The following is a 12,862-nucleotide window of genomic DNA, read 5'->3' as shown; positions in this document are numbered from 1 at the left end:
CCGGTCCGTCTTTCAGGCGGACCGGCTTTTCCATCCAATGAGGCGCTACACCCATGGCCGAGACATTGCTGAAACCCTTGAAGGCCGGGCTGATCGGCGCCGGCATCCAGGCCTCGCTGACGCCGGCCATGCATATGAAGGAAGGTGCAGCTCAAGGCTTCCGCTACGAGTATGAGCTGATCGATCTCAATCTGCTCGGCCTGACGCCCAGCAGCCTGCCTGATCTCCTGGACGATGCGGAAGCGCGCGGGCTGATTGGTCTGAACATCACCCATCCCTGCAAGCAGGTGGTCATTCCCTATCTCGACGAACTCTCCGACGAGGCGCGGGCGCTCGGCGCCGTCAACACGGTGGTGCTGAAGGACGGCAAGCGGTTTGGCCACAATACCGACTGGTGGGGATTTGCGGAAAGTTTCCGGCGCGGCCTGCCGGGCGCCGATCTGAGTGCGGCGGTTCAGATCGGCGCCGGGGGCGCGGGCGTTGCGACGGCTTATGCGATCCTGTCGCTTGGCCTCACGGCGCTCACGGTGTTCGACCGCGAGCCCGATCGGGCGGAGCAGCTTGTGCAAACGATGTCGGTTCTTTTTCCGGAGGCATCCATAACGGCGTCACCGGATATTGCTTCGGCGATGCGGGATGTCTCGGGCATCATCCATGCGACGCCGACTGGAATGGCCAAATATCCAGGTGTGCCGCTGCCGCCGGAGCTTCTCCAGCCGCATCACTGGGTCGCGGAGATCGTCTATTTCCCGCTCGATACCGAGCTTTTGAAAGTGGCCAGGGAGCGGGGCTGCCGGGTGCTGAACGGCGGCGGCATGGCCGTCTTCCAGGCGGTCGGCGCTTTTCAGCTGTTCACCGGCCGGGAACCGGATGCGGCCCGCATGCTCCAGCATTTCAAGGCACTGACAGTCTGACGGAAAATCGTCCGGCCCTGATCGTCACATAGTGCCCATCTGGGCGCCTGCGATTTTTGCCGCTCGCCTCGGCGCTGGGTCTGGCGATCCTGGCTTGGCCGACTATAGTGGCCGGGCCGCACCTTCTGCGGCATCACCCCCGCCTGCCGAAGAACGCCCAAGGTAATTTCTCATGACGCTTGCCATTTCCGCCAAAGACATCGACGACAAGGCTCTTATCGACGAGCTGAAGCAGTGGGTCGAGATCGAGACGCCGACGCTCGATGCGGTTGCGGTCAATGTATTGGCGGATCGGGTCGAGGCAATCGGCAAGGCGGCTGGTCTGAAGACGGAACGGCTGCCGGGCACGCTCGGTTTCGGCGATATCCTGGCGATCCGCTCGCCGCGCCCGGCCGGCAGTAACGAAAAGACCGTTTTGATACTGGCGCATCTCGACACCGTGCATGCGGTCGGCGTGATCGACAATCAGTTGCCGCTGCGTCAGGAGGGGGACAAACTCTATGGCCCCGGCATCTACGACATGAAGTCCGGTGCGCTGATGGCGCTCGAGGCGATGAAGCTCGCCGTCAGGCACGGCAGCAAGATGCCGATCGACCTGATCTTCGTTCCGGACGAGGAGATGGGCAGCCTGTCGTCGCGCGCGTTCATGGAAGAGGCAGCGAAAAGCGCCGGTTACACGCTGGTGGTCGAGCCCGCCCGCGACGGCGGCAAGATCGTCGTCGCCCGCAAAGGGGTCGCCATGTACGATGTCACCGTGCGGGGGCATGCCTCGCACGCCGGAACGAGGCCGCAGGATGGCCGCAGTGCCATTCGCGCCGCAGCCCGGCTGGTTCTGGAGCTTGAGACGCTCAACGATACCGAACGCGGCGTGACCGTCACGGTCGGGACGATAGCGGGTGGAACCGGCCGCAACACGGTGCCGGCGGAATGCCGTCTGCAGGTTGACGTTCGTGTTCCCGACGACGTGATCGGCAGGGAGATCACGGCCAAGATTGAGGCGATGAAACCTGTCGATCCGGACATCACTTTCGAAATCGATGGCCGGATGAACCGTCCGCCGTTCGCGCAGTCCGACGAGGGCAAGCGCCTTTTCGATGTTGCCGCTGAGATCGCCGACGGCCTCGGCATCAAGCTCGAAGGAATGGCGACGGGCGGTGGCTCGGACGGCAATTTCACCGCAGCGCTCGGCGTGCCGACGCTCGACGGGCTCGGTGCAGACGGTGCCGGCGCCCATACGTTCAACGAGCATATCTTCGTCAGCAGCGTTGCGCCGCGCACCGCCCTGCTCGCCAACCTGATGATCTCGCTCGAAGCGAGATAACCTATCTCAGGCCGGCAAGGTCACTTCGAACGAGTTGGCGATGCGGACCTTGCCGACCTCGATGACGTGCCGCATGGCGGAGATCGCCCTGTCAGGATCACGCGAGGCGACCGCATGGGCGATCCGCAGGTGGTTGGTGGCGACCTCATCGATCTTTTCCGGCGAGGCGGCGGGCGAGGAGAGTTGGAAGGAGATGGCAAGCGCCGCCTCGATCAGCGCGCTTGCCGAGCGCATGAACGGATTGCCCGACATGCGGGCGATAGCAAGGTGGAATTCCAGGTCCACCTTGGCGATGGTTTCCGGCGTGTGGGACAGGTCGTCGAATTTCGCGGCGATCGCGTAGAGCGCAACGATATCATCGCTGGAGGCGCGTAACGCGGCCGCTGCCGCTGCTGCCGGTTCCAACGCCATGCGCATTTCCGCCAGATGCTCGATGAATTCGTAATCCAGCCCTGATTCGAAGCGCCAGCCGAGCACGTCCGAATCGAAGAAGTTCCAGCTGGCCTTGTCGAGCACGCGGGTGCCGACCTTAGCCTTGGCTTCGACCAGCCTCTTGGCCGAGAGCGTCTTCATGGATTCGCGCAACACCGTGCGGGAGACGCCGAAACGGGCGGAGAGCTCGGTATCGCCGGGCAGCAGGGAACCTTCCGGGATCTTGCCGGAAACGATCCCCCGGCCGAGCTCCGCCACCACATGCGCGTGGTTGCTGCGGCGCTTTCGCCCACTGATCGTCGTTTCCAGAAGTCCCACTCAGATCTCCTTCAGCCGGCTCTCGGCCAGTCGCCGGTTTGAATACCAGATGATTCCGCGCTGCAATACAATGAAGACGAAGAGCAGGATGCCGATGACGATTTTCGTCCACCAGGACGACAGCGTGCCGTCGAAGACGATGTAGGTCTGGATCAGCCCCTGGATCAAAATGCCGATGAACGTTCCCGCGACCAGGCCGACGCCGCCGGTGAGCAGCGTGCCGCCGATGACGACGGCTGCGATCGCATCGAGCTCGACGCCGACCGTCGCCAGCGAATAGCCGGACGAGGTGTAGAGCGTGTAGGCAATGCCGGCGAGGCCCGAGAGGAAGCCGGACAGCGCATAGATGCCGACCGTCGTGGAGCCGACCGGAACCCCCATCAGCTCGGCGGATTGCTGGCTGCCGCCGATGGCATAGACATTGGCGCCGAAGCGGGTGCGGCCAGCGATGAAAGCTCCGACGATGAACACCAGCAGCATCAGCAGGGCAAGCGCGGTCAGCCTGCCGCCACCCGGGAAGCGGAAATAGAAGCCCTGGATCGTGTCGATCATCTGGTGGCTGATCGGCACGGATTCCGTCGAGATCAGATAGGCAGCGCCTCGGGCCAGGAACATGCCGGCAAGCGTCACCACGAAGGGCGGTATGCCCAGATAGCGGATCATGGCGCCCATCAGACTGCCGAACAATGTCGAGACGACCAGCACTGCAGCGAAGGCGACGAGCGGGTGGACACCGAGCGAGCCGACCAGGACGGCGACGAAGACGCTGGTAAAGGCGATCACCGAGCCGATCGACAGGTCGATACCACCCGACAGGATGACGAAGGTCATGCCGACCGCGGCGATGCCGAGAAAGGCGTTGTCGGTCAAAAGGTTGCCGATCACCCGTGTCGACAGCATGTTCGGGAACTGCAGAACGCAGAGGGCATAGGCGATGACGAAGATGCCGAGCGTGGTGACGAAGGGCAGGTTGCGGGTGTGGATCATCGGACCGTTCCCTCCGCCTTGTGGGATGTCTCGCGGGATGCAGTTTCGGCCTGGCGCCGAGGAGCCTTGACGAAGCCGAGCAGCGCCATGATCGCCGGCGACTGCAGGGTCAGAACGATCATGATGATGCCGGCCTTGATGATCAGGTTGAATTCGGGCGGGAAGCCGGAAACGAGGATGCCGGTGTTGATCGACTGGATGATCAGCGCGCCGATCAGCGATGCGGTGATCGAGAAACGTCCGCCGTTCAGCGAGGTGCCGCCGATGACGACAGCGAGGATGGCGTCGAGTTCAAGCCAGAGGCCGGCATTATTGGCATCTGCGCCGCGGATATCGGCGGTGACGATCAGGCCGGCGATGGCGGCGCAGAGGCCGGAGATCGCATAGACGAAGAACAGCAGGAAGCGGGCGCGCACGCCGGCAAGGGTCGCAGCGCGGCGGTTGATGCCGGTTGCCTCGATCAGGAAGCCGAGCGCCGAGCGGCGGACCAGCAGGCCGATGATCAGAGCGGCGCAGACCCAGATAAGGATCGGGATCGGAATGCCGCCCAGCGAACCGGAACCGAGCGCTGCAAAGCTGTCATTGTTGAAGGTGAGGATGACGCCTTCGGTGATCAGCTGGGCGATGCCGCGGCCGGCGACCATCAGTATCAGCGTGGCGATGATCGGCTGGATGTCGAGGAGGGCGACCAGCACGCCGTTCCAGAGGCCGCAGGCGAGGCCGACGCCGAGCGAGATCAGGATCACGACCGGCAGCGGATAATCGTGTGCGATCAGCGTCGCGGCGACTGCACCGCAGATGGCGATCACCGCACCGATCGAGAGATCGATGCCGCGAGTGGCGATAACCAGCGTCATGCCGATCGTCAGCAGCGCGACGGGGGCGGCGCGCACCAGGATATCGATCAAACTGCCGTAGAGCCGGCCGTTCTGGAACGAAACGTTGAGGAAGCCGGGCGCGACTGCCGTGATAAGGGCAAGGATGACTGCAAGCGCGACGATCTGGGGTGCCAGCCGTCTCAGCCGGCGGGTGAAGCGGTCCATCATGCGGCCTCCGTGTGGGCCGGCGCTGCGATCGCCTGCATGATGTTGTCGGCAGTCACCCGATCGCCCTTGAGTTCGGCGATATGTTTGCGGTCGGAGAGCACGATGACGCGATGGGCGATGGCGGTCAGTTCCTCCAGTTCCGAGGAGATGACCACCAGCGACATGCCGTCGGCGCAGAGTTTTTCGATCATTTTCAGGATTTCCGCATGCGCGCCAATATCGATGCCGCGCGTCGGTTCGTCTAATATCAGCAGACGGGGTTCGGTCGCCAGCCAGCGGGCGAGAATCGCCTTCTGCTGATTGCCGCCGGAGAGGAATTTCATCTGCCTGTTGGGGTCGGCCGGCCGGATATCCAGCGACTTGATGAAGTTTTCCGCGAGCGCTGCCTTTTCCCGCGAGGAGATCGGCTTTGCCCAGCCCTGCCGGGCCTGGACGGCGAGCGCGATGTTATCGGCGACCGAAAAATCGCCGATAATGCCGTCGGTCTTGCGTTCTTCCGGGCAGAAGCCGAAGCCGCTGGCAATCGCCGCTTCCGGGGAGGAGAGGGCGACCTGCTGGTTGTCGACGGTCGCGGTGCCGCTGTCGGCACGGTCGATGCCGAAAAGCAGGAAGGCGGTCTCGGTGCGGCCGGAGCCGAGCAGGCCCGCGACGCCGACCACTTCGCCGGGTCGGATGTCCAGATCGAAAGGTGCGACGCTGCCGCGCTTGCCGTAGCCCGAGAAGCGGATCGGCGCTTCGGCCGTCGAGGCGACGGTTTCTTCCTGCGCCTGATGTTCGCGGGTGATGTGCTGCAACTCGCGGCCGAGCATCATCGAGATCAGCTCCAGCCGCGGCAATTCGTGGAGCTTGCGGGTGCCGACGAGCCGGCCGTTGCGCAAGACCGTGACACGGTCGGCGACTGCATAAACCTGATTGAGAAAATGGGTGATGATGATGATGCCGAGGCCTTCCTCGCGCAGCCGGCGAAGGACGGTAAACAGCATCTCCACTTCGTGGCCATCGAGGCTGGCGGTCGGCTCATCGAGCACCAGAACCTTGCCGGACAGGTCGACGGCGCGGGCGATGGCGACCAGCTGGCGGATGGCAACGGAATAGGACGAGAGCAGGGCGTCGACATCGATGTCGAGGCCGTAACGCTCCAGAAGCGCCTTCGACCGGCGGCGCATTTCGCGGCGGTCGATCAGACCGAACCGGCGCGGCTGGCGGCCCAGGAAAAGGTTCTCCGCGACCGTCAGGTTTTCGAGGAGGTTGACTTCCTGATAAACGGTGCCGATACCGAGGCCTTGTGCTTCCGCGACGCTCGACGGGGTCACCTCGGCGCCATCGAGGCGCATGGTGCCGTGATCGCGGCTATAGACCCCGGTCAGAATCTTGATCAACGTTGATTTACCGGCGCCGTTTTCGCCGAGGAGAGCATGAATCTCGCCGCGTTCGAGGGTGAAATCCACGCCCTCGAGCGCCGTGATGCCGAGGAAGGCCTTGCCGATGCCCCGGGCTTCCAAAAGTGAATTCGTATCCGACATGCCTAAAGTCCCGCATCTATCGAAGAACCGGAGCGGCGAGGTGCACCGCTCCGGTTGCTGCAGTCGCCCGGCTCTAAGGGGTAAGGGTAGAGCCGGGCGGCGGGAGGTCAGTAACCGAGGCCCTTCTTGGCTTCGTAGACCTTCATCGGGTCATCCTTGGCGGTATAGAGTTTCGATTCCGTCTGAATCCACTTCGGCGGAGCCTTCTTATCCTTGAGATAGGCATTGAGGGCTTCGAAGGCGGGGCCGGCCATGTTCGGGGTCAGCTCGACCGTCGCATTGGCTTCGCCCTTGGCCATCGCCTGGAAGATGTCCGGCACGGCGTCGATCGAGACGACCTTGATGTCGGAACCGGGCTTCAAGCCGGCTTCCTTGATCGCCTGGATGGCGCCGACCGCCATGTCGTCGTTATGGGCATAGACCGCGCAGATGTCCTTGCCGCCGCCCTCGGCCTTGATGAAGCTTTCCATGACTTCCTTGCCCTTGGTGCGGGTGAAGTCGCCGGTCTGCGAGCGGGCGATCTTGATGTTGGAATGTCCGGCGATCGCCTGTTCAAAACCCTTCTTGCGGTTGATGGCGGGCGAAGAGCCGGTCGTGCCCTGAAGTTCCACGACCTTGCAGTTCTTGGAACCGATTTCCTTGACCAGCCAATCGCCGGCGACCTTGCCTTCGAACACCTGGTCGGACGTGACGGCGGTCAGATAGAGGTCCTTCGGCGATTCGATGTCGCGGTCGAGCAGGATGACCGGGATTTTCTCTTCCTTGGCTTCCTTGAGAACCGCATCCCAGCCGGTGGCGACCACCGGTGCGATGAAAATCGCGTCGACCTTTTGGGCGATGAAGCCACGGATCGCCTTGATCTGGTTTTCCTGCTTCTGCTGGGCGTCGGCGAATTTCAGGGTGACGCCGCGTTTTTCGGCTTCCTGCTTGGTGACCGTGGTTTCGGCGGCACGCCAGCCGGACTCCGAACCGATTTGCGAGAAACCGATCGTTAGAGACGCGGCGGAAACGCCGGATGCCAAAGACAGGGTGAGAGCGGCTGCAGCTGCCGCGAGAGCTCTTTTCATCTTAAATCCTCCCAGAGATGAGAAAGCGAACTGACGCTGCAAGGTTTGGCATATAATATTACTTTTTCAAGCGCTATTTTCGAACGAATTTTGAAAAGAGCGACGTCCCCTCTACCTTTGAGGGAAACAATCGTTTGAATCTGCAGGATAAATGGGGTTTCTGAAAAATATCGGAATTGGCGAACGCGCTTTTTCTTATCCTTGACAAGCCCGCCGCCAATCCAATAGTCGTATTAATGACTACATCGGGCCAGACGGTTCTGATGGGAGGAGTGGCATGGCGACAGGAGACGCCATGTTGATATTGGAAGCATTTGGGTGATGAAATCGATGTTGCGGGTTCTTCAGGTCGTGAATGGCGCTGGTGCGTCTATTGTCGTCGCATGGGATGGCGAAGGTGCTGCCCGTGCGGTCAACGGCGTTTCGTCAACCTATGACCTCGCCTCCCAGGCGATTGCCGCCGGCCAGACCTTGGCTCAGCGTATCGACGCGGTCGGTCTCGGCGATGTCGTCGATCTTGAAAAGGCTGCGGGCGAAGGTCGCCTTGGCCTGCCGATCACCCATCCGGACCCAGCGCATTTCATCGTTGCCGGCACCGGATTGACCCATCTCGGCTCGGCCGATGGTCGTGACAAGATGCACAAGGCGGCGCAGGCGTCGGAAAAGCCGACCGATTCCATGCGCATGTTCCTGATGGGCGTCGAAGGCGGCAAGCCGAAACCCGGCGAGGCCGGCGTGCAGCCGGAATGGTTCTATAAGGGCAACGGCTCACAGCTTCGCGCCACCGGCAGCGATCTCGTGTCGCCGGCCTTTGCGCTCGACGGCGGCGAGGAGCCGGAACTGGCGGGCATCTATCTGATTGGCCCGGACGGCACGCCCTTTCGGCTGGGCTTCTGTCTCGCCAACGAATTTTCCGACCACGTGACGGAGAAGGGCAACTATCTCTGGCTCGCCCATTCGAAGCTGCGCCAGGCTGCCCTCGGCGCGGAGCTTCTGGTCGGCGATCTGCCGGATCACGTGGAAGGCACATCGCGCGTAAGGCGCGGCGACGAGGTGATCTTCGAAAAGCCGTTCCTGTCCGGCGAGGCGAACATGTCGCACACGATCGCCAACCTCGAACATCATAATTTCAAATACGACATCTTCCGTCAGCCGGGCGATCTGCATGTGCATTTCTTCGGCACGGCGACGCTGTCGTTCTCGGAAGGGATCAAGACGGAGCCCGGCGACGTTTTCGAGATTTCCGCTGCTCCCTTCAAGCTGCCGCTCGTCAACCGGCTGACCGTCGCGGTGGATGCGCCCGTGACGATCAAGAAGCTCTGAGGCGGTCATGGCTCCCATCCGCGTCGCCATTGTCGGGCTTGGAAAGATCGCAAGGGATCAGCATCTCGGCGCGATCGAAGCGACCGACGGCATCGAGCTCGTCGCCGTCGCCAGCCGTCACGCCAAGCTCGATGACATCGCCTGCTTCCACGAAATCGGCGACCTGCTCGCCTCGGACGTCGAGTTCGATGCCGTCTCTCTCTGTACGCCGCCCGTGGGCCGTTTCGAGCAGGCAAAGGCAGCACTCGATGCCGGCAAGCATGTGATGCTCGAAAAGCCGCCGGGTGCGACGCTTTCTGAGGTCTACGCGCTGGAAAAACTCGCTAAGGCGAAGGGTGTTTCGCTGTTCTCGACCTGGCATTCGCGCGCGGCCGCAGCTGTCGAGCCGGCACGGGCGCTGCTTGCCAAACGCAGGATTCGCAGCGTTGCGGTGGAATGGAAGGAAGATGTCCGCCACTGGCATCCGGGCCAGGCCTGGATCTGGGAGCCGGGCGGCCTCGGCGTCTTCGACCCCGGCATCAACGCGCTGTCGATCGTCACGCGCATCCTGCCGGAGAGCTTTCATCTCACCCGTTCCGAATTGACCTTCCCGGCCAACCGGGCGGCGCCGATTGCGGCAAGCCTGTCTTTCGAAACGGATGGCGGCGTGCCGGTTTCGGCTGAATTCGACTGGCGCCAGACCGGACCGCAGACCTGGGACATCCGTGCGGAGACCGACGAGGGTCCGATCGTTCTGACCCATGGCGGCAGTCGTCTTTTCGTCGATGGCAAAAGCGCGATCGTCGAAGAAGACCGTGAATACCGCAATCTCTATCGTGATTTCGTCGCGCTGGTGGCCGAAAGCCGCAGCGATGCCGATTTCTCGCCGCTGGTGCATGTCGCCGATGCCTTTATGCTGGGCCGGCGCATTGAAACAGACGTATTTGAGGACTGATGATGACCAATTCGGAAAACGTAACTTCGAACGAGATCGCCGAAACCGGCAAGGGTGGCCAGGTGGCCAGAAAGCTCCGCTCTCGCGCGTGGTTCGACAACCCGTCGAATGTCGATATGACGGCGCTCTATCTTGAGCGCTACATGAATTTCGGTCTCAGCCAGGCGGAACTGCAGTCCGACCGACCGATCATCGGTATCGCCCAGACGGGTTCCGACCTTTCGCCGTGCAATCGGCACCATCTGGAGCTGGCACATCGTCTGCGCGAGGGCATTCGCGAAGCAGGCGGGATTGCCATCGAATTCCCGGTCCATCCCATCCAAGAAACGGGCAAGCGCCCGACCGCCGGCCTTGACCGCAACCTTGCCTATCTTGGCCTCGTGGAAGTGCTTTACGGCTATCCGCTGGATGGCGTCGTGCTGACGATCGGCTGCGACAAGACCACCCCGGCCTGTCTCATGGCGGCGGCAACCGTCAACATTCCAGCGATCGCGCTCTCCGTCGGCCCGATGCTGAACGGCTGGTTCCGCGGCGAGCGCACGGGCTCCGGTACCATCGTCTGGAAGGCACGCGAACTGCTGGCCAAGGGCGAGATCGATTATGCGGGCTTCGTGAAGCTCGTTGCCTCCTCGGCGCCGTCCACCGGCTATTGCAACACGATGGGCACCGCGACGACGATGAATTCGCTCGCCGAAGCGCTCGGCATGCAGCTTCCGGGCTCTGCCGCGATCCCGGCGCCTTATCGCGACCGGCAGGAGGTCTCCTATCTGACCGGGCTTCGCATCGTCGAGATGGTCAAGGAAGACCTGAAGCCTTCCGAAATCCTGACCAAGGAAGCCTTCATCAACGCCATTCGCGTCAATTCGGCGATCGGCGGCTCGACCAACGCGCCGATCCATCTGAACGCGCTCGCCCGGCATATCGGCGTGGAGCTCACCGTCGACGACTGGCAGACCTATGGCGAGGAAGTGCCGCTGCTCGTCAACCTGCAGCCGGCCGGCGAATATCTCGGCGAGGACTATTATCATGCAGGTGGCGTCCCGGCGGTTGTCAACCAGCTGATGACCCAGGGCCTCATCCATGAGGATGCCATGACGGTCAACGGCAAGACGATCGGCGAGAACTGCCGTGGCGCGATCATCGAGGACGAGAAGGTCATCCGCCGCTATGACGAGCCTTTGAAGCCCCATGCCGGTTTCCGGGTGCTGCGCGGCAATCTGTTCTCTTCGGCGATCATGAAGACCAGCGTCATCTCGCCGGAATTCCGTCAGCGTTATCTCTCCAACCCGAACGATCCGGAAGCCTTCGAAGGCAGGGCGGTCGTGTTCGACGGGCCGGAGGATTATCATCACCGGATCGACGATCCGTCGCTCAAAATCGACGCGCATACGGTCCTGTTCATGCGCGGCGCTGGTCCGATCGGGTATCCGGGTGCGGCCGAAGTCGTCAACATGCGCGCTCCGGATTATCTCCTGAAGCAGGGCATCTCGTCGCTCGCCTGCATCGGCGACGGCCGCCAGTCGGGAACCTCGGGCAGCCCGTCGATCCTCAATGCCTCGCCGGAAGCCGCCGCCGGTGGTGGTCTCGCGATCCTGCGGACCGGCGATCGCGTGCGCATCGACGTCGGTCGCGGCACCGCGGACATTCTGATCTCCGACGAGGAGATGGCCGAGCGCCGCAAGGCTTTGGAAGCCGACGGGGGATACCGTTATCCGGAGCATCAGACGCCCTGGCAGGAAATCCAGCGCCACTATGTCGGCCAGCTCGAAACCGGCGCAGTGCTGGAGCCGGCCGTCAAATACCAGCGGATTGCCCAGACCAATGGCATTCCGCGCGACAATCACTGACCGTTTCGGTTCTCAGGGCGGCGAGGGGCCGCCCTTCAACAAGATTGGCGGCTCGAAGGGAGCCGCTCCAAAGGAGGAGTAATCCATGCGAATGTTCAAATATCTCGCGACAGCGGCCATGTTGGCCGGTCTGGTCGTCGCGGCTCCGGCCAGTGCCCAGGAAAAGGGCCTCGTCGGCGTCGCCATGCCGACCAAGTCTTCCGCCCGCTGGATCGCCGACGGCGACAACATGGTCAAGGTTCTGAAAGAGCGCGGTTACAAGACCGATCTTCAGTACGCTGAAGACGATATCCCGAACCAGCTCTCGCAGATCGAGAACATGATCACCAAGGGCGCCAAGGTGCTGGTGATTGCCTCGATCGACGGCACGACGCTGACCGACGTGCTGCAGCAGGCTGCCGACAAGAAGATCAAGGTCATCGCCTATGACCGCCTGATCCGCAACAGCGCCAACGTCGACTACTACGCCACGTTCGACAACTTCCAGGTCGGCGTCCAGCAGGCTACCTCGCTGGTGAAGGGCCTCAAGGCAGACACCGAGAAGGGCCCGTTCAACATCGAGCTCTTCGGCGGCTCGCCGGACGACAACAACGCCTTCTTCTTCTACAACGGCGCGATGAGCGTTCTGCAGCCGCTGATCGACAAGGGCGTGCTGAAGGTCGGCAGCGGACAGGTCGGCATGGACAAGGTCGCAACGCTTCGCTGGGACGGCGCAACCGCCCAGGCCCGTATGGACGCGATCCTCTCCTCCACCTATTCCAACAAGAAGCTGGATGCAGTCCTGTCGCCTTATGACGGCATCTCGATCGGTATCCTTTCGTCCCTGAAGGGCGTCGGCTACGGAAGCGGCAACATGGCGATGCCGCTCGTGAGCGGCCAGGATGCCGAAGTGCCTTCGGTCAAGTCGATCCTTGCCGGCGAACAGTATTCCACCATCTTCAAGGATACTCGTGATCTTGCCAAGGTGACTGTCGATATGGTTGATGCGGCCATGAGCGGCAAGGAGCCGACCGTGAACGATACCAAGACCTATGATAACGGCAAGAAGGTCGTTCCTTCCTACCTGCTGAAGCCAGTCGTGGTTGACAAGTCCAACTGGAAACAGGTTCTGGTCGACAGCGGTTACTACAAGGAATCGCAGATCAAGTAA

11 protein-coding genes are annotated in these 12,862 nt (G+C 62.3%); 6 read left to right on the top strand and 5 right to left on the bottom strand.

Translation table 11 applies throughout. The features are described from left to right. The first annotated feature begins 53 nt into the window (after positions 1–53). Both ACZ9IU_RS13540 and ACZ9IU_RS13535 read left to right on the top strand, forming a co-directional pair. Positions 54–914, top strand: a complete 861-nt coding sequence (locus tag ACZ9IU_RS13540; RefSeq protein ID WP_038543729.1) for a shikimate dehydrogenase — start codon at positions 54–56, stop codon at positions 912–914. 172 nt (positions 915–1,086) lie between these two features. Beyond that, entirely contained in the window at positions 1,087–2,235 is a 1,149-nt protein-coding gene (locus tag ACZ9IU_RS13535) for a M20 family metallopeptidase (RefSeq protein ID WP_038543727.1), read from the top strand. Between the two features lie 6 nt (positions 2,236–2,241). Here ACZ9IU_RS13535 and ACZ9IU_RS13530 read toward each other — a convergent pair whose 3' ends face one another. The 5 genes from ACZ9IU_RS13530 to ytfQ form a co-directional block, all read right to left on the bottom strand. Further along, positions 2,242–2,985, bottom strand: a complete 744-nt coding sequence (locus tag ACZ9IU_RS13530) for a FadR/GntR family transcriptional regulator (protein ID WP_038543725.1) — start codon at positions 2,983–2,985, stop codon at positions 2,242–2,244. Further along, entirely contained in the window at positions 2,986–3,972 is a 987-nt protein-coding gene (yjfF, locus tag ACZ9IU_RS13525; protein ID WP_080719173.1) for a galactofuranose ABC transporter, permease protein YjfF, read from the bottom strand. It abuts the gene before it with no gap. Then, on the bottom strand, positions 3,969–5,018 hold the full coding sequence (locus ACZ9IU_RS13520) for an ABC transporter permease (RefSeq protein WP_038543722.1): 1,050 nt from the start codon (positions 5,016–5,018) through the stop codon (positions 3,969–3,971). Before ACZ9IU_RS13520 ends, yjfF begins: the two co-directional genes overlap by 4 nt. Beyond that, positions 5,015–6,541: a sugar ABC transporter ATP-binding protein gene (locus ACZ9IU_RS13515; protein ID WP_038543719.1), complete on the bottom strand. Its 1,527-nt coding sequence runs from the start codon at positions 6,539–6,541 to the stop codon at positions 5,015–5,017. Before ACZ9IU_RS13515 ends, ACZ9IU_RS13520 begins: the two co-directional genes overlap by 4 nt. 107 nt (positions 6,542–6,648) lie before the next feature. Next, positions 6,649–7,608, bottom strand: coding sequence for a galactofuranose ABC transporter, galactofuranose-binding protein YtfQ (gene ytfQ, locus ACZ9IU_RS13510; protein WP_038543717.1), 960 nt, complete (start codon positions 7,606–7,608; stop codon positions 6,649–6,651). A gap of 330 nt (positions 7,609–7,938) precedes the next feature. On the opposite strand from ytfQ, the gene araD1 reads away from it, so the two are divergent. From araD1 to chvE, 4 genes are all read left to right on the top strand, one after another. Then, positions 7,939–8,931, top strand: a complete 993-nt coding sequence (gene araD1 / locus ACZ9IU_RS13505; RefSeq protein ID WP_038549344.1) for an AraD1 family protein — start codon at positions 7,939–7,941, stop codon at positions 8,929–8,931. A gap of 7 nt (positions 8,932–8,938) precedes the next feature. Beyond that, complete coding sequence (locus ACZ9IU_RS13500; RefSeq protein ID WP_038543715.1) at positions 8,939–9,865, top strand: Gfo/Idh/MocA family protein; 927 nt, start codon at positions 8,939–8,941, stop codon at positions 9,863–9,865. 2 nt (positions 9,866–9,867) lie between these two features. Continuing rightward, on the top strand, positions 9,868–11,712 hold the full coding sequence (locus tag ACZ9IU_RS13495; RefSeq protein WP_157885240.1) for an IlvD/Edd family dehydratase: 1,845 nt from the start codon (positions 9,868–9,870) through the stop codon (positions 11,710–11,712). 118 nt (positions 11,713–11,830) lie between these two features. After that, a complete protein-coding gene (chvE, locus tag ACZ9IU_RS13490) occupies positions 11,831–12,862 on the top strand; it encodes a multiple monosaccharide ABC transporter substrate-binding protein (RefSeq protein ID WP_244446674.1) in 1,032 nt (343 codons plus the stop codon).

The organism is Mesorhizobium sp. USDA 4132 (assembly GCF_056279545.1).
Note: the sequence above shows the minus strand (reverse complement) of the source record. Positions and strands in the feature narration are given on the sequence as shown.

What these genes read in the sequence shown, in the direction of transcription:
- ACZ9IU_RS13540 (WP_038543729.1), top strand. Translation starts at nt 54, where the DNA reads ATGGCCGAGACATTGCTGAAACCCTTGAAGGCCGGGCTGATCGGCGCC.
- ACZ9IU_RS13535 (WP_038543727.1), top strand. Translation starts at nt 1,087, where the DNA reads ATGACGCTTGCCATTTCCGCCAAAGACATCGACGACAAGGCTCTTATC.
- yjfF (WP_080719173.1), bottom strand. Translation starts at nt 3,972, where the DNA reads ATGATCCACACCCGCAACCTGCCCTTCGTCACCACGCTCGGCATCTTC.
- ACZ9IU_RS13520 (WP_038543722.1), bottom strand. Translation starts at nt 5,018, where the DNA reads ATGATGGACCGCTTCACCCGCCGGCTGAGACGGCTGGCACCCCAGATC.
- ACZ9IU_RS13515 (WP_038543719.1), bottom strand. Translation starts at nt 6,541, where the DNA reads ATGTCGGATACGAATTCACTTTTGGAAGCCCGGGGCATCGGCAAGGCC.
- ytfQ (WP_038543717.1), bottom strand. Translation starts at nt 7,608, where the DNA reads ATGAAAAGAGCTCTCGCGGCAGCTGCAGCCGCTCTCACCCTGTCTTTG.
- araD1 (WP_038549344.1), top strand. Translation starts at nt 7,939, where the DNA reads ATGTTGCGGGTTCTTCAGGTCGTGAATGGCGCTGGTGCGTCTATTGTC.
- ACZ9IU_RS13500 (WP_038543715.1), top strand. Translation starts at nt 8,939, where the DNA reads ATGGCTCCCATCCGCGTCGCCATTGTCGGGCTTGGAAAGATCGCAAGG.
- ACZ9IU_RS13495 (WP_157885240.1), top strand. Translation starts at nt 9,868, where the DNA reads ATGACCAATTCGGAAAACGTAACTTCGAACGAGATCGCCGAAACCGGC.
- chvE (WP_244446674.1), top strand. Translation starts at nt 11,831, where the DNA reads ATGTTGGCCGGTCTGGTCGTCGCGGCTCCGGCCAGTGCCCAGGAAAAG.